Here is a 19,492-nt window from a genome sequence, read left to right as displayed (position 1 = left end):
AGCCGAGATTAGTTGGTGTTAGCGGAGCGGCTGACTTCGATCCAGCGTTTCGTACTGCCGATGGTAGTGCAGAGTAAGGTGATTGATGATCCAAGATGAGATGAATTGTTCGCGATCAGATTGAAGGTACCGCTTCCATTTAGGACCAAGGTATCTGCCGTTGCTGTGCCGACATTAGTATCACCGAAACCCAATGTGCCGGCAGTAGTCCATCCGACCGCAACGAATGTGACGGTTTGACCTTGGCCTATAGTACCGGAGTTGCAGCCAGTGACGGTTGAGATGGTGCTATTGCCGGAGGCAGCGTTCGTTAGCAGCACCACACCTGAAGCGTCGGTGAGGGCTAGAGAGGTTGAGCCGTTGTTGATAGTGTAAGAACCAGAGGAATTTTTAAAGCCTTTAGCACTAACCGTACCATTGACATCGAGAGTCGTTGTCGGACTGGTTGAGCCGATCCCTACGTTGCCATTGGTAGGCTCGATCGTCAAAGCAGTGTTATTGCCTACATCGTTGACCGTACGGGAGATCTTGAACTTATCACCGTCGGTGTTGTCGATACCGAGGGCGTAGCTGCTACCACCGTTTACGGCAAGGGAGATGTATGGGTCACCGGCGGAGGCGCCACCAACTTTAGCGCCGATGATAGCGTGCTGCGATGTGGAGGTGTTGTCCGGGTTATTCACGTAGATACCGTTAGTATCTGGAGCAGTATTTGCCGAGATAGCCGTAACTTGCAGTGGAGCGGTGATACTCGTAGTGGTGCCGATTCCTACGTAACCATCAGCATTAATCATCATGCGCTGCGTCATTGTATTCGCTACGCTTGCTGTGCCTGATGCCTTCGCCGTTTGGAAAATCAGCGAACCAGAGTTGTTAGCTCCCATACCGTTACCTGGACGGATAGTTAGGTTCGGACCGGTTACGTTAGATGCACCTGTACCATCGGGGCCCCTGATCGTGAACGGAGCAGGGGTAGTAGAGTTGTTACCGGTGCCGAAGATAGCCTCGGTGCCGACGTTTACATGCAGGGCAGCCACAGGCGCGCCGGTACCGATACCGAGATTACCGGAGGAATCTAGGAGCATTTGCTGCGTGCCGCCCTTGTACCACTTTGTACCGCCGTTGGTATTAAACCAGAGGAAGTTTGTTTCGTAACCGATACCATAGTCGGTTGCGGCATTGGTGCCGGCAGTTCCGGAGAGTTGAATTCTTTCGCCGGCAGAACCAGCACCAGGTGCACCCTGACCGGCAGTGCCTATGTAGATCGTGGCGCTGGAGGCACCATTGACTTTGACATTGCCGTAGACATCTAGCGCTTGGGCTGGCGTAGCGCTACCGATACCGACGTTATAACTAGTCGTAGCTTTACTCGAACCATCCGTGCTCCAGCCGTTGTTGGGCGTTGTCCATGAGAGTCCGCCACTGCCGTTGTTGGTGAGCACTTGACTTGCGGCTCCCTGTGCCCCTGGCCAGCTGTAGGCAATATTGTTGATTTTTACCAAGTTACCTGACGTATCGACTTGGAACTGCGAGCTACCACCGATGCTGAGTGCACCGGTAGGAGCCGTCGTGCCGATACCGACGTTACCAGCACTAAGGACAGTTAGTTTTCTGTTCACATCCAAAAGTCCGACGGGCGCGGTGGTGCTGATACCGACGTTACCGGCACCATCGATGAGCATTTTGGTGGTCGGAGTTCTATCTGTGGTCGCGGAGCCGCCAGCAGTTGCCGTCTGGAATTCTATCGTCGATGTTCCTGTGCCAGTTGCCGTACCGCTGGCAATGTATAGAGTACCGCCGTTCTTATCTGTCACCGCCGATGTTGCGGCACCGGCTTGAACAGTCAAACTGCTACCAGCTGAGTTAGCGGTGGTGTTCCGGTCGACTTGAATGGTTCTGGCTGCCGTGCCACCCATGCTAAGCGTTGCAGTTGGGGTCGTGGTACCGATACCTACACTACCACCCGTCAGAACGGTCAACTTGCCGCTTACGTCCAAGAGTCCGGCTGGGGTGGCGCTGCCGATGCCAACGCTACCCGTATTGGTGACGATCATAGCTGGGGTTGTGCTGCTCGAGTCTGTGCCCTGTGTCAACAGAGCTAGGCTGCTGCCGTTAGTACCAATCCTTGCCCAGTTGGTGGTAGCGGCCGAGGTCAATTGGATTAAAGAGTCTGTGGCGTTTGCTGCCAAAGAAGCCGCAAAGCTCTTCGTGCCACTGGTAACTTGCAATGTGGCTGTCGGCGCCGTCGTTCCGATACCGACGTTACCGCCGGAGAACACAGCCGCGTAGTTAGTCAGGCCACCAGTTGCATTGACGTTCAGAGCAGTATTGACAGCACCTGAAGCGTTCCAGTTGCCAGTGCTTTGGATATCTACACCCACCTTATTGACGGACATCGAGCTCGAAGTGTTGGTTAAGTTGAACTGAACACCCGTGTAGTTTGCGGTCTTAGCCGTGCCGTCATTAACTTGGAATATCGACGTCGGTGCGGTGGTACCGATACCGACATTACCACCAGCTGGGTTCAGCGTGAGAGTCGTTGCCGTACCGTTGTTGACTGCTGCAAGCATACCGTAGTTGCTAGTCGTATCGAAGCCTAGAACCGTGCGTTTAGTCCCGTCGGAGTAGCCAGACACACGTAATTGTGCCGCTTGATAACCCGTAGTTGTGTTGGCACCGATACTTAAGGCATCATTGGCGATATCAAGTTTAGTACCTGGCGTCGCACTGTTGATACCCACGTTACCGTTACCTAGGATGGTCAAGCGCTCGGCTGGAGCAGCGTCAACGGTACCTGTATTACTGCCCGATGCCGTTTTGATGCGGATAGCGGACGAGGTATTACCCGTCGATATACCCGAGGACAGGATTAAATCACCACCAGCGGCATCCGTCGAACCTGCACCTGCTCCACCGGCACTAATCGTCAATGCGCCGCCGGCACCGCTCGTGGTGCGGCGGTCCACTTGAATACTGCGTGAGGTCGCCCCGCCGAAGCTCAGGTCGGTCGCAGGCGTTGCGGTGCCGATACCGATAGCCAGCAAGTTATTTATGTTTTTGTTCGACCAGTCAGAGTTACTTGTACCGATAAAGCTCGTTGCGCGGACCACACCATTGACGTCAAGTGGGTAAGCTGGATTCGTAGAACCGATCCCGACGTTCCCGGCCACGATCATCCCGTCAGTCGTTGCGGCGTAGGCCTTGTAGCTGTCGCCGACAGTGAGGCTACCACCCACGGTGAGTGTCGAAGTAGGTGTTGCCGTGCCGATACCGACACCGACTTTACCGTTGCTATTGATAGTGAGAGGTACAGCAGTGGTTGCTGTTGCACCGGCACCTGATGAGTTGCTGGCACTAGTAGTACGCAGGTGGATATTACCGTTCCAGAATTCCAGCATCGAACCGTAAGAGTTGGCAGCGTAGACGTAGTTGGTGCCATCGTAGTAGAGGTTGTCCGTTAGTGAGTTACGACCGTTAGCCTGGCTTTGCAGGTACATCGTACCCGTTTTCAGTACTGGTAGGTTTGCACTTTGTGGTAACTCCACGCGCGTCGTCGGTTGGGTGGTACCGATACCGATGTTGCCGCTGTTAGTGATGGTGAGTCTTTCGACCAAGTTGTTAACAGCACCGTTGGTGGAGGTGGCGGCCGTTTTGAAGTAGATGTCACCTGAACCGCCCGTACCGTTACCGTTGCCGGCTTCGATCGTGAGGTTAGCGCCGCGACCGTTAGTGCCGCTATAGCTTGCTGACTTCAACGCTCCGCCCGTGACAGTACCGGTGCCGTTACCGGATCCTACTAGCACGTTCGCAGCTGTGACGGCATTGGTCACTGCGAGTGCAGAGAAGCTTGGGCTTGCACTGGTACGGATGTCTTGCGCTGTATCTAGAGTGATGGAGCCAGTAGCGTTCGTAATGGTGACGCCAGCGTTTGTACCTGAACTTAGGAATGCTTGTGCATAGCCACCGCCGCTAGTACCAATGAGCAAATGACCAGCCGAAGGTGCCGTGGTGAGTCCAGTACCACCGTTTGCTACTGCGATAGCACCTGAGGTGATCAAGCTTGCATTGTGTGGTGGCAGGTCGCTTGACGTGAGCGTTGATGCCCAGCTCACACGACCCGTGTTGGTGACTGCTAGTTTGGTGTAAGTAGCTGCTGTAAGGCCACTCATGACAGTGAGAGTTGGGCTCGGGAAGTTGCCCGTTAAGTCGCCACCTGCAGCACCAGTCGGTGCCGCACCGCTGACCCAGCTCAGGGTACCTGAGCCGTTTGTGGTGAGTAGTTGGTTAGCCGAACCGTCAGCACCAGGGAGAGTGAACACTACAGCACCCGTGGCTGTCGCCGGAGCTTTAAGCGAGACACTATTAGCGCCGCTATCACGAAGTACTATTTTATTGTTGCCCGTGATAGTGATGTCGGCATTGGTGGTGACAGCACCAGAACTAATCGTGCCGGTAGTGCTGATAGCGGCTGTTCCAGTGATTAGCCCGTTGTTTATGGTGCCGCTGTTGATAATCGGAGATGTGAGTGTTTTGTTAGTAAAGGTCTCAGCACCTGCGACAGTGGCGATGGTGCCGCTCGATGGGAATGTGGCGGTACTAATGATGCCCGTACCACCATTTGCGCGGCTAAGGAGACCACTTACGGCCGCAGAGGCGGCGAGGTCAATCGCTCCAAATGTGGGAGCTCCGCCGCTGATAAACATGACCTGGTTATTGGTGCCTGAAAGCGTTGATAGTGGCTGTGCCCCAGCACCGATAACGACACCGTTGTTGGTGAAGCTGGTCACACCAGTACCACCACCAGAGACCGGGATCGTGCCGCTGATAGCCGATGGAGGCAATGCTGGGATATCGGCGACAACTAGCGATGTACCGTATTGAGCACGACCTTTGGCGTCGACATAGAGTTTGGTATAGGTCCCGGCCGTAACGCTGGTTGCAGCAAGCACTGGGGCTGGGTAATTGCCGCTCAGATCACCACCGGAGGCAGAACCCGATGGCGTACCGCCCACAGCCCAGGACAGAGTGCCGCTACCGTTAGAGGTTAACACGTAGCCACTTGAGCCATAGTCAGCAGGTAGTACGAAGGTTAAGTTCGATGGACTTGGCGTTGCTGGCGCTTGCAACGATACCGTCGCATTATTTGCAGCATTGTTGAGTACTAGTTTGCTGGCAGTAGTGCCGTTGCCTTGCAGCGTGATGTTGCCCGTCGTAGTCAGCGTTGAACTTGTGGTGATCGAGCCGCTGGTGTTGATCGTTGCAGCGCCGCCGATGAGCGATGTTCCGGCCAAGGTGCCAGAGTTAATCGTAGGTGCGGTGAGAGTTTTATTTTCTAGAGTTTCGGTCGCGGCTCTGGTGACGATCGTGCCAGACGCCGGATAGGTGGCCGTCGAACTTACGCCAGTACCACCTTGCGTTCCTGGCAAGATACCGGTTACTGCTGCAGTGGATGCAAGGTTAACCGCCCCGAAGGATGGAGCGCCGCCACCGGTGGGTATGACGAGTACTTGATTAATCGCACCAGCACTGGTTGAGCTTAGTCCCGAAGCACCACCTAGGACGACTCCATTAGTTGTGAAGCTGGTCGCACCCGTACCGCCTCTGGTGAGTCCAAGAGTGCCGGATGTAATCATCGTCGTCGCCAGCGGTGGCAGATCAGTGGTTTCGAGCGTGGATCCGAAGTAAGCACGTCCTTTAGCATCAACAGCAACCTTGGTGTAAGTGCCTGGTGTGCCCATAATGCTGGTAAGCACTGGGTTAGGATAAGTTCCGGTGAGGTCGGCACTAGCGGCTGGACCGCTTGGTGCTGCTCCAGTGACCCAGCTCAGCACACCTGAGCCATCGGTGGCGAGCAATTGTCCACTCGTGCCGTCGTCAACAGGCAGCGTCAGCGTCATGTTGGCAGCCATTGAGTTTGAAGCCTTGATACTTGCTGCCCAACTGTCGTTACTGGTTTTGAGTATCAGGCTATTGTTGGTGGCTCCCGTGGCGCCGATGGTCACGTTACCTGCCGTGGTGAGAGTCGAGCCAGTAGTGATCGCCCCCGAAGTATTGATGATGGTGGTTCCACTGATGAGCGATGCGCCGTTGACCGTGCCACTGGAGAGGATCGTACGTTCCAGCGTTTTGTTCGTAAGTGTTTCTGTCGCATCACGCACGACGATGGTGCCGCTCGATGGGAAGGTAGCGCCACTCGAGATGCCAGTACCACCGTTGGTGCGGTCGAGGATGCCGCTGACGGCCTCGGGGGCGGCGAGATTGATCTGGCCGAATTCTGGGCCCGTCTGGCCAACTTTAAATACTTGGTTTAGCGTACCTGGTTGGGTTGAGCTTAGTCCCACGCCGCCGCCCGAGCCTAGGACGACACCGTTATTAATAAAGCTATTTGCACCCGTACCGCCGCGAGCGACACTCAAGATCCCAGACGAAAGGATGGAGGTATCTAAAGACGGTACATCGCTCGCTAAGAGTGAGGTAGCCGTTTGGACGCGACCTTTAGTGTCAACATATACTTTGGTATAGGTCCCAGCAATCACACTGGTATTAGTCAGGACTGGGTTAGGATAGGTGCCGGTCAAGTCACCGCTAGCAGCACTTGTAGGCGTGACATTCGAAGTCCAGCTGAGCGAGCCTGATCCATTTGTAGTCAAAATTTGGTTAAGAGAACCATCAACTGCCGGCAGAACGTAACTGATATTGCCAGCTAGTGTATCTGGAGCACGTAGGCTGACGTAGTTAGTAGTGCCTTTATCGTTGAGGATCAGGCTATTCGAAGTAGTGTTGTTGCCGCGGATCGTGACGGCACCAGTCGCGGTGATTGATGACGATGTGGTGATTGATCCACTCGTGTTGATAACGGTACCTTCACCAATGAGTGAAGAGCCTTGAACGGTGCCACTGCTCAAAATGGTGGTGTTTAGCGTTTTGTTGCTCAGGGTTTCAATCGCATCCTGGACCACGATCGTGCCGCTGCCGGGGAATACAGCGGTAGAGCTGATACCCGTACCACCCATCGATTTAGCGAGAGTGCCTGCAACGGCGGCCGTGCTACTCAGATTGACGGTGCCGAAGGTTGGGACATTACTTGAGATCACCAGCACTTGGCCGTCAGAACCGGCCGCCGATTTGATGGTGCCTGAGCCGTTACCTAGTAGCACGGCGTTGGCGGTGATACTTGAGACGCCGAGGCCACCATTTGTCATACCAAAGACGCCAGATATTGAACTCGTGGGTAGCGTTGGGATATCGCTAACAGATAGCGATGTACCGTACTGTGCACGACCTTTCGCGTCTACATACAGTTTAGTGTAAGTGCCAGCAGTGACGTCGGTGGCCGTCAAACTTGGGTTGGGATAGTTGCCGGTAAGATCGCCAGTAGCAGCGCCCGAGGGAGTAGCACCCGCCGTCCAGCTCAAGGTACCTGAGCCGTTGGTTGTGAGGAACTGACCATTCGAGCCATAGCTCGTAGGCAGTGTGAATATGAGGGACTGTACTGGGCTATCTGGAGCCTTCAAGGCGACATATGAGGCGTCGCTCGGGCTATTCAACACGAGTTTGTTTTGGGTCGCACCAGTGGCGCGGATGGTGATGTCGCCGGTGGAGTGGATGGTTGAGGTGGAATCGATCGATCCCGTTGTACTGATTGTGGTGCTACCAGTGATGACCGAAGCCCCGTCGATGGTACCGGCTGAGATGTAGGGGCTGGTCAGAGTTTTATTGGTGAAAGTTTGTGCCGCAGCCAGGGTTGCCACTGTACCGCTAGCTGGGAACGTAGCAGTCGAGTAGATGCCAGTACCACCATGACTAGCTGGTAGATAGCCCGTTACGGCAAGACTCGAAGCCAGGTTGACAGCGCCAAACGTGGGACCATTACTCGCATCGACTGTCAGCACCTGATACTGCAGTCCGGATGCCGTTGCTGATACGGGACCGGCACCTGCACCGACCAAAATGCCGTTAGCCGTGAAGCTGTTGGCACCGGTACCACCGTTGAGGACACTTACCGCGCCATTGACGATCTGAGAGCCCGAAATCGGTGGTAGGTCGCTCGGCGATAAGGTTGTACCTGCAATGACGCGGCCTTTGCTATCGGTAGTGACTTTGGCGTAGGTGCCGGCTGTGCCGACAGCAGCGAGACTTGGGTTAGGGTAATTACCCACGAGATCGCCGGTTGCACTACCAGTAGGTGCAGCACCAGATACCCAGCTGAGTTGGCCAGAGGCGTTAGTTTGCAGCAACTGCCCTGCGGAACCGTAGGAGCCAGGCAACGTGTAAGTGACTGATGCCACCATCGTATCGGGCGCCTTCAAATTAACGCCGTAAGTTGCATTCTTATCGTTCAATACCAGATTGTTTGCTGTGTTGTTATTACCGCGAATGCGGATGTCACCCGCGGCTGTGAAAATGCCACCGCTGATATTGCCAGTGGTATTGATCACAGTGCTTCCGGTAACCAGCGATGCGCCACCGACGGTACCGGTATTAATTTGCGGGCTGTTCAGTGTTTTGTTCGTTAATGTGGAGACGCTGGCTTCTGTTACGATGACGCCTGTGGTTGGGTAAACAGCATCCGAAGAGGTACCAGTACCACCTAACGTTGCAGGCAGAATACCGGTGACGGCAAACGAGCTAGCTAGGTTGATCGCACCGAACGACGGTGAGCCGCCTCCTGATGGCACGCGCAAGACTTCGAAGGCCTGACCGGCGGCAGTGACTTTAAGTGGTGTGTTGCTGCCGTTACCTAAGATGACACCGTTGTCAGTGAAGCTTGATGCACCGGTACCACCGCGTGCTACCGAGAATATGCCAGACGTGATTTTGGTCGTTTGAAGATTTGGTACATCTGCTTCAACAAGGTTGGAAGCAGATGTTACGCGTCCCTTAGCATCAACGTACACTTTGGTGTAGGTTCCCTCAGACCCTAGCATTACGGTCTTTAAGGTCGGTGCCGGGTATGTTCCAGTGAGATCGCCATCAGCATTACCCGTTGGTGGTACACCCGAAATCCAGCTGAGTGAGCCCGATCCATTGGTGGTCAGCACGCTGGAAGCGGCGCCTTGCGTTGCAGGCAGGATCCAAGTCAGATCCGAGGCCAAAGAGTCAGGGGCTTTGATGCCGTAATAGTTGGATGTGTCACCATCATGGAGTACGAGTTTATTCGACAGCGTACCAGCACCTTCGATACTGATGTCAGACTTAGCTTTGATTGTGGATGTTGTGTAAACGCTGCCAGTCGTATTTATTACGGTGCTACCACTGATCACCGAGGCACCATTGATCGTAGCTGCAGAGATGATTGGGCTATCGAGAGTCTTGCTACTCAGGGTGCCGGCCCCATTTTCAGTAACGACCACACCGGAAGCTGGAAAGGTTGCGTTCGAAGTGCGACCGATACCACCATTAGCTGTCGAGAGGATACCGGTTACAGCGTTTGCTTGGGCCAAGTTAACGGCGCCAAACTCTGGCATGCCACCACCTGATGGTGATACTGTCAGCACTTGGTAGGCTGAGCCTTGCGCAGTGGTTTTAACGGCATCAGCACTGTTACCCACCATGACGCCGTTTAGAGTCAAGGTCGATGTGCCGGTACCACCATTGGTAACGCTGAAGGAACCAGAGCCAATTTTTGATGTTGGTAACGTCGGGATGTCGCTGACTGCTAAAGCCATGCTACCAGTGACACGACCGCGTTCATTAACGACCACTTTGGTGTAGGTGCCTGCTGTCACTACAGTGGTCAACACTGGGTTTGGATAAGATCCCGTCAGGTCACCACCACCGGCACCAGCTGGTCCGCTTGGAGCTAGTGAGCTGACCCAGCCTAGGTTACCCGAACCATCAGTTTTTAAGACCTGACCAGGTTGACCGTCACCGTTTGGTAAGATCCACGATGCGGAGTTAGTGACAGTATCTGGAGCACGCAGCTGCAGGGACCCTGTGTTGTCCTTGTCGTTAAATACGATGGCTTTGGAGTTAGTTGTGTTACCACGCAAGGTGATCGTGCCATTCACACTAGTGTTACCTGCGGTGATCGTACCTGTGGTATCGATCGTCGTTGAGCCGGTGATCAGCGATGCAAGATCGATTGTTGCTGCATTGATGATCGGGCTGGTAAGCGTTTTTTGCGTCAGTGTCTCTGCAGCGTCGCGCGTGACGATGACGCCAGTGCTTGGATAAGTTGCTGTTGATGAGACGCCGGTACCACCGTACGTGCTGCCCAAGATGCCAGACACTGCACTAGCTGAGCCTAAGTTGACTTTACCGAAAGTCGGGCCACTTGGGGTTGCGACAAGCACTTCGTCGTCATTACCGGCAGCGGTAGCCGAGATAGCCGAGGCGCCACTCCCTACGAGGACGCCTTTGAGCGTGAAGCTCGTAGCACCGGTACCTCCGTTGCTCACGCCCAATGTGCCACTGGTTAAGATACTTGTGGACAGCGGAGGTATGTCGCTGGCAACCAGAGTGGTTGCTGAGCGTACACGACCTTTGGAATCAACGTAAACCTTAGTGAAGGTACCCGTGGCCGTGCCGGTGTCGGTCAGATAAGGGCTTGGGTAGTTGCCTGTAAGGTCTGCTCCACCAGCGGCACCGGATGGTTGCACGCCTGTCGTCCAACTCAGGGCACCAGACCCATCGGTTTGGAGTACTTGGTAGGGGCTGCCAACGCTAGTTGGTAAACTGAACGTAATCGAGGAAGCTAGACCATCGGCAGCCTTGAGTGATACTGATGCCGTGTTCAGTGGGTTTTGCAGAATTAAGCGATTCGCTTGTCCACCGCTACCTTGGATCGTGACATTGCTTGCGGCGGTGATGGTTGAGGAGGTCGCGATAGCGCCTTGGGTATTGATCACGGTCTGACCCGTGATAAGCGAGGCGCTGTTAATAGTAGCTGACGAAATCAGCGGGCTCGTCAGAGTTTTGTTAGTCAGAGTGGCCGTGTTGGAATCAGTGAGCACCAAACCAGTCGAAGGGAATGTAGCGTTGGAGTTAACTCCCGTACCACCGTTGGTGGTTTTTAGGAGCCCACTTACAGCGCTGTCATGGTTGATGTTAATCGGACCAAATACAGGGCTTGTGCCATCACTAGGTACGCTCAGAACTTGGTAGGCACTACCGGCCGTAGTTGTATAAAGAGCACCGCTACCGCCGCCAAGAACGACGCCTTTGTTAGTAAAGAAACCAGCTCCGGTACCGCCAAAGCTCACGCTCAAGGTGCCAGTGTTGATGATGTTCGCTGAGATGTTAGGAATATCGCTTGTGCTAAGCGCCAAACCATTTATGACCCGGCCTTTGGTATCGACTACAACTTTGGCATAGCTACCGGCTGTCACACCGCTCGCGGCGAGACTTGGATTTGGATAGTTACCGCTTAGATCGCCGCCAGCTGCCCCCGACGGCAGTGCGCTTGACGTCCAACCTAACGATCCCGAACCGTTGGTAGTTAGTAGCTGATTAATACCACCATCGGTTACTGGCAGTACGAAAGTTTGCGACGTGGTCACTGTGTCTGGCGCTTTGAGAGCGATAAACTTCGCTGAGCTACTTGTGCCTTTATCATTTAAGATGAGTCTATTAGCCGTCGTGGTATTGCCCAGGACGGTGATGTCGCCATCTACAGTCTGAGCTCCACTGCGAATGGTTCCTGTGGTATTGATCTCCGTTGATCCAGCGATTAAGGCATTGCTGACCGTGCCACCGTTTATCTGAGGTGACGTGAGTGTTTTGTTGCTCAAGGCAGCGGCTCCGGCCTCAGTGACGATGACACCGGTGGACGGGTATGTTGCTGTTGAGCTGATGCCGGTACCACCGTTGGATGACGGCAGTAGACCGCTGACGGCATTGGCGCTCGCTAAATTGAGGGCTCCAAACGTGGGGAGGCCATTATTGGTTAACATGGTCAAGACCTGACCAGCATTGCCCGGAGCCACCGTACCCAGGGCACTGGTCCCGTTACCAACTAAGAGTGCGTTGTTGGTAAAGTTGTTAGAGCCAGTACCGCCGCGGCTAACAGAGATCTCACCCGAGCCGATGGCTGAGGCTGGGAGGCTTGGAATGTCCGTCGCCAACAGGTTAGTACCGTAGCGGACCCGACCTTTGGTATCGACAAACATTTTGGTATAGGTGCCCTCAGTGACCACAGTGCTCAATACCGGAGCAGGGTAACTGCCTGCTAGATCTCCACTGGCGGCGCCGGTTGGGGATGTGCCGCTGACCCAGCCTAGCACTCCAGATCCGTCAGTGCTTAACACTTGACCATTCGTGCCGTCAGCAGGGGGGAGAGTCCACACTTTATTAGCCGTCAGCCCATCTGGCGCCTTCAGAGATAGCGAGAACGTATTGGCAGCATTGTTTAGCACCACTTTGTTAGCGATACCACCGACCCCAGTACCGCGTACCGTGAGATCGCCGTTGATGTTGGCGCCGCCTACAGTTGCAACACCTGACGTGTTGATAAGTGTTGAACCGATGATTTGCGACGCACCGTCAATCGTGCCGCTCATCATCACGGTGTTGTTAAGGGTTTTATTGCTTAGAGTCTCAGCAGCGCTACGGACGACAATGGTGCCAGTCGTTGGGTAGACGGCATCCGACGCTATCCCAGTACCACCGACGCTGGATGGCAAAATCCCAGAAACTGCAGCAGCATCAGATAAGTTCAGCGCACCGAATGAAGGTAGACCGCCGCCCGATGGGACTCTCAGGATTTGATTGGCGGCACCGGCGGCGGTGGTGAGTAGGTTGCCAGTACCGTTACCGATGACCACACCGTTGCTGGTGAAATTCGATGCTCCGGTACCACCATTGATCACGTTAACAGTCCCACTGGAAATTTTTGACCCAGGGAGCGGCGGTACGTCAGCGATATCGAGGGTTAGGCCAGCAGTTACACGACCCTTAGTGTCAACCGTAACTTTCGGATAATTACCGGCATTAGCTCCACTTGGTTTCAGTATTGGATTCGGGAACGTGCCGGTAAGATCACCGCCGGCGTTGCCAATTGGTGTGGTGCCGCTCGCCCAACCCAGAGAGCCGGCGCCGTTAGTCGTGAGAATTTGATTCGCAATGCCATCAGCTACCGGTAGGACGAAAGTCTCAGAAGCCGCCAGGACGTCTGGAGCCTTCAGAGCTATGTAGTAGTTATCAGTCTTATCGTTAAACATAAATTTGTTTGCAGTTGTTGGATTCGCTTGCAGCGTGATATTGCCATCGATGACAGTCTCACCAATGCTCAAAGTGCCGGTGCTGCTGATTGATGTCGAACCAGCGATCAGCGACGCGCCGTTGATCGTCGCGGCAGTCATGAGCGGTGCCGTGAGCGTTTTGTTGGTTAGGGCCTCAACGGCATCGCGCGTCACGATGGTGCCGTTTTGTGGGAACGTTGCACTCGAAGACACGCCCGTACCACCGTAGGTAGTCGCTAGTACACCAGTAATTGCTGCGCCTTGACCGAGGTTGAGGGCGCTGAACGATGGTGTGCCACCGTTGCTTGGCACGGTCAGCACCTGGTAGGCGTTACCAGCCGCTGTTGATAGAAGATTGTTGCCGCCAGTGCCGAGTATGACGCCGTTATTTGAGAAGTTAGATGCACCGGTACCACCGTTGGTGACTCCTAGGACTCCCGAGCCAATGATGCTGGCCGATAAACTCGGGATGTCGCTGGCGAGCAAGCTCATTCCTGCAGTGACGCGGCCTTTGTTATCAACCCGGACTTTGGCGTAGGTGCCAGGGGTGGCACCAGAAAGTGGTAGCACGGGATTCGGATAACTGCCTGAGAGGTCGCCACCAGCAGGGCCACTTGGTGCTGCGCCCGAGACCCAGCTGAGAACGCTTGAACCGTTGGTCATCAGCAACTGGTTGGGTTGACCGTCACCGTCTGGGAGGGTCCAAACAGCGGACTTAGTCAGCGTTTCAGGAGCTTTAAAGGCGAGTGTTTGGGTCGTCCCAGTATCGTTAAAGATGATTCTGCTCGCACCGGAGACTGTAGGTTTCAAGGTGATGTTTCCAGTGACCGACTGAGCTCCTGAGGCAATCGAGCCGGTTGTGCTGATGACTGTGGTGCCAGTGATCAATGAGGCTCCGTTGATCGTGCCGTCGGTGACAAAGGAGCCGCTGAGCGTTTTGCTCGTTAGGGTCTCAGTAGCAGTTCTCGTTACGATGGTGCCTGAGGTCGGATAGATTGCGGTGGACGGTGTGCCGGTACCACCGAGTGAACTAGGCAAAATGCCTGTCACCGCATTTGCCTGCGACAGATTAACAGCGCCGAAGTAAGGAGCCTGCGTGCCATCTGTAGGGGCAACAAGGACCTGATAGGGTAGCCCAGCTCCAGTGCTTGAAAGTGCACTTGAGCCGTTGCCGATCACGACGCCTTTATTGTTGAAGGTTGTCGCACCAGTACCGCCCACCGACACGTCAAGAGAACCAGAGACGATCTTTGATGCGTCGATGGAGGGGATGTCCGAAGCGCTGAGGTTAGTGCCACCGATGACGATACCGCGCGCATCAACCATCAGTTTCGGATAGGTGCCAGCGGTGACCGTGCTGTTTCTTAATACTGGATTTGGATAGCTTCCAGTTAAATCACCGCCAGCAATACCAGTTGGTGCTGCACCAGAAACCCAGGACCACTGACCGCTGCCGTCTGTTTTCAGTAGTTGGTCTGGTTGGCCATCACCGTCTGGTAGTTTGAATTCGACCGAGGTGCTGAGAGTATTCGGTGCTTTAAGGGCTATCGAGTTGCTACCAGCATCGCGGAAGACCAGTCTGTTAGCAGTACTGGTCGTCGTCATGATGTTGATGTCACCGGTAATATTAGTGGCACCGGCATCAAGTGTTCCGGTAGTGCTGATCACGGTGGATCCGTTGATCACACCAGATGATAGCGTGCCCCCGTTGATCATTGGGGTCGTCAAGGTTTTAGCCGCTAATGTCTGTACTGCCTCGGCCGTGATCACAGTACCGTCCGACGGGAAGACTGCCGTCGATTCGACGCCCGTACCACCGTTGGCAGTAGGGAGTACGCCGCTCACGGCAGCGGCCTGATCGAGTGCTATCGCGCCGAACCGCGGTGTTGTGCTGCCGGATGGCACAATGAGGCTTTGGTACGGTTGACCTGCTGCAGTAGACAGTAGGTTATTGATCCCGTTGCCGATGATGACACCGTCAGTTGTAAAGTTACTCGCGCCGGTGCCGCCTGTTGCGACTCCAAATACTCCTGATCCGATTTTGTCAGCCGGTAGGCTTGGGATGTCATTGGCATTCAATGCCATGTAGCCAATCACACGGCCTTTGGTATCAACGCGAACTTTCACGTAGGTGCCAGCGCTTACGCCGCTTGGTCCCAGAGTAGGATTAGGATAGCTGCCTGTGAGATCGCCACCAGCGGCCCCTGTTGGGATCGCACCTGACGCCCAACTCAAAGTTCCAGAACCATTGGTGCTTAGTAGCTGTCCACTGATGCCATCGGTTCCAGGCAAGGTCCATGTTACCGATCCGGCAAGAGTCGCTGGTGCGCGGAACGACACGGAGTTCAAGCTGCCACCATCGAAGAAGATCAGGCGGCGTGCATTGCCGTTACCATCACCACGGAGCGAAACGTTGCCGTTCACGGTCGTGGTACCCATGGTCGCTGTCCCTTGGGTGTCGATGATGGTATTGCCCGTGATAATAGAGGTCCCATTGATAGTGCCTGTGTTGAACACCGAAGAGTTGATCGTCTTGGTCGTCAGAGTTTGCTGACCGATGTCTGTAATGACGGTACCTGATTGTGGGAACACGGCCGTGGAAACTACACCGGTACCACCGCGACTTGTTGGTAGCGTGCCGACCACAGCTGCAGCTTGGGAAAGATTGACCGCACCGAACGACGGAATTCCACCACCAGCTGGAACCACTAGACTCTGGAAGGCGCTTCCCGCAGCCGTCGAGAAGAGGTTCGATCCGCCGTTGCCGATGACGACCCCGTTGCTTGTAAAGTTAGACGCACCCGTACCGCCGTTAACCACCCCGAACACTCCCGAGGTAATCGCAGCTGTAGGTAGCGGCGGAATATCGGAGACGCTAAGAGTAGTGCCCCATAGGGCGCGACCTTTCGCGTCAACTCTCAACTTGGTATAGGTTCCAGCGACCACGCCTGAGACTGCCAACGAAGGGTTCGGGAACGTGCCGGTAAGGTCACCGGAAGCGTTACCGACCGGATTAGCTCCATTGACCCAACCTAACTGCCCACTGCCTGTGTTGGCTAGCAGCTGACCGCTAGTGCCTACCGTGTTAGGCAGAATCCAATTGATCGACGTACTGAGTGTGTCTGGTGCGCGCAGCGAGGCATAGTTTGTTACCCCCTTGTCATAGAACATGAGTTTCCGCGCGTTGCTCGTATCCCCGAGGATGCTGATATTACCTGATATCGTGGTGTCCTGGGCAGCAAGGGTGCCATCGACGGCAATCGTCGTTGCACCGGTAATTAAACCGCCGTCCATCGTGCCACTGTTGATGAGTGGAGATGTCAGGGTTTTATTGGTTAGGGTTTCGATCTCGTCACGGGTGACGATGACACCAGCACTCGGGAACGTGGCGTTAGACGTAATGCCGGTACCGCCATTGGATTTCCCAAGGATATTATTGACCGCTGTTGGTTTTGATAGGTCAAGAGCGCCAAACTCTGGTGGACCACCGTCGCTAGGTATCACGAGAGTCTGATATGCCAGTCCAGCACCTGTCACGTTGAGTGCGCCATCGCCGTTACCGAGAACGACACCCTTGGTTGTGAAGGTCGTCCTGCCCGTACCACCGACGTTCACGGCGACGGCGCCGGTGCCAATGATATTTGCCGGTAAACTTGGGATATCGCTGGGACTCAAACTGGTAGCTGCAGTGACCCGACCTTTTTCATCCACGGTCACTTTTTGGTATACGCCCGGATTTGCCAGTACGGTCTGCAGAATTGGGTTAGGATAGGATCCCGTTAAGTCGCCACCAGCCGCACCGGTGGGCGTGGTGCCAGTGATCCAGGTTAGGATGCCACTTCCTGAGTTTGCAAGGATTTGCCCGGCGCTGCCTGCGCTGTTGGGTAGGGTTAAATCAAAGGACGAAGTAAGAGTTTGTGGAGCTTTCACACCTACGTAATTCGTCGTGCCTTTGTCGTTGAGCCGTAACCGGTTGGCATCACCAAGAGCACCTTGGCCTTGAATCGTGAGGTTGCCGGCGATAGTTGTCGCCCCGCCACTGATCGTCCCAGTGGTGCTGATGATCGTTGCGCCACCGATTACTGAGGATCCGTTGATCGTACCGGCAGTGACGATTGGGCTAAGTAACGTTTTATTAGTTAAAGTTTCAATCTCATCCCTGGTAACGACGGTGCCCGCTTGGGGGTATACCGCGTTACCACTGACACCCGTACCACCGTAGGCAGCCGACAGAGTGCCTGCGACTGCGGCGTTTTGTGATAAATTGAGGGGTCCAAAGGTTGGGTTGCCTCCGTTGCTAGGTACACTCAGGACCTGGAATGCTGTACCAGCTACCGTTGAGTATAGGCTGCCAGTTCCGTTTCCTAGGATGACACCTCTGGAGTTAAAGCTACCAGATCCGGTGCCGCCGTTTTCGACGTTAAATATGCCAGACCCAATGATACTAGTTGGTAAGCTGGGGATGTCTGTTACTGCTAAACTGGATCCGTAGTAAACACGGCCTTTTTGGTCAACTGCGACTTTTTGATACGTGCCTGCGACGACTGTAGTGTTCGTCAGCACAGGAGCCGGGTAACTGCCACTCAAATCACCACCGGCGGCACCAGTGGGTGCAGCACCGGATACCCAGCTTAGTACACCACTGCCACTCGTGCGTAGCAGCTGTCCATTGGAACCGTCACCGTCTGGCAATACCCATGTGACCGGAGTATTGTAGATCACGTCCGGTGCCTTGAATCCTAGCGTTTTGGTCGACCCAGAGTCAGTGAATACCAGCCGATTGGCCGTGGCACTAGTCGTGCGGATGGTGATGTCGCCCGTGATGGTGCTAGGTCCAGCAGCTAGTGTTCCCGTCGTGTCAATCACGGTTGCATCTGCGATTCGTGACGAGCCACCAATCGTGCCTGCATTGATCGTTGGGCTGGCCAGTGTTTTGTTAACCAGGGTTTGGCTAGCTTCAGCAGTTACGACCGTCCCCGATGTCGGGAAGGTGGCCGTAGAATCGACGCCGATACCACCGCGACCTGTAGGCAAGATGCCCGTGACGGCTGCTGGGCTCGAAAGATTTAGGGCACCGAATGTCGGGGAACCGTTGTTAGACGGCACCATCAGCACTTGGTACTGGTTGCCAGCGGCGGTCGAATAGAGATTGCCCGTGCTGTTACCGAGAATGACGCCTCGCTCGGTGAACATACTGGAGCCGGTACCGCCCACTGTGACAGGCAGCGTTCCGTTACCGATTACCGATGCAGGTAAGCTTGGGATGTCGGTCGCAACCAAAGAGGTGGCACTGGTTACCCGGCCCTTGGCATTTACCGTCACTTTCGTGTACTGGCCAGCTATGACGCCGGTGTTAGTGAGCTGCGGACTCGGGTACGAGCCGGTAAGGTCGCCACCGCTTGGCACTGCGCCGAGCGGTGATGCGCCAGATACCCAGCTCATCACACCAGAGCCGTCCGTAGTCAGAACCTCACCGGCTAGTCCGTCGTTATTTGGTAGTGTCAGTATGAACGAACTGGCGAAAGTATCTGGGGCTTTCAAGCCAACAGTATTGGTTGAAGTGCTGTCACCAAAGTATATTTTGTTTGCCGAAGTATTATTACCGCGGACTGTGATGTCACCATTGATGGTAGCCGATGCCACAGTCATACCACCGAGCGTATTGATGACTGTGGATCCACCGATGGTCGAACTGCCGTTTATCAGGCTGGTCGTTAATGTCGAGTTGCTAATGGTCTTATTAGCCATGCTTTCCGTGGCTTCGCGCGTCACCACCGTGCCGGTATCCGGGAATACAGCAGTTGAGTTTTTACCTGTACCACCAACTGTGGTCCCAAGAACTCCTGTAACCGCAGCCGCTTTAGAGAGGTCGATGGCCCCAAAGCTTGGCACCGTCGCACCAGCAGCTAGACGCAAGACTTGATTTTCCTGGCCAGCACCTGTCGAAAGTAGATTGTTACCACCGTTACCAATAATGACGCCGTTGTTGGTAAAGGTGGTGGCACCTGTACCGCCAACCGTGACAGCTAAGCTACCGGAGGTGATGACCGAGGCAGGCAGATTTGGTACGTCACTGGCGACAAGTGCCATACCGGTGCGGACGCGACCTTTAGTATCGACGAACACTTTAGTGTAGGTGCCTGCAAGCGCACCGCTTGGGCCCAGTTCAGGATTCGGATACGAACCGGCAAGATCACCCCCTGCAACGCCGGTGGGTGAAGCACCGCTCACCCAGCTAAGAGCACCGGTGCCATTCGTGCTTAGGAGTTGGCCACCAAGGCCATCACCATCTGGTAAAGTCCATGTTTGCG

The 19,492-nt window shown here is 54.8% G+C and carries 1 protein-coding gene (only partly in view); it reads right to left on the bottom strand.

Annotated features, from left to right (window positions below):
• Positions 1-8: 8 nt before the first annotated feature.
• Positions 9-19,492 carry the 3' portion of a hypothetical protein gene (locus FJ146_10100; protein MBM4252310.1) on the bottom strand. 17,857 nt of this gene lie beyond the right edge of the window, so the window shows 19,484 of its 37,341 coding nt (coding positions 17,858-37,341); the start codon falls outside the window, past its right edge — the gene reads right to left on this strand; it ends in the stop codon at positions 9-11.

Source organism: Deltaproteobacteria bacterium, assembly GCA_016874735.1.
In the GTDB taxonomy this organism is placed as follows: Bacteria; Bdellovibrionota_B; Oligoflexia; order Oligoflexales; family CAIYRB01; genus CAIYRB01.
Note: the sequence above shows the minus strand (reverse complement) of the source record. Positions and strands in the feature narration are given on the sequence as shown.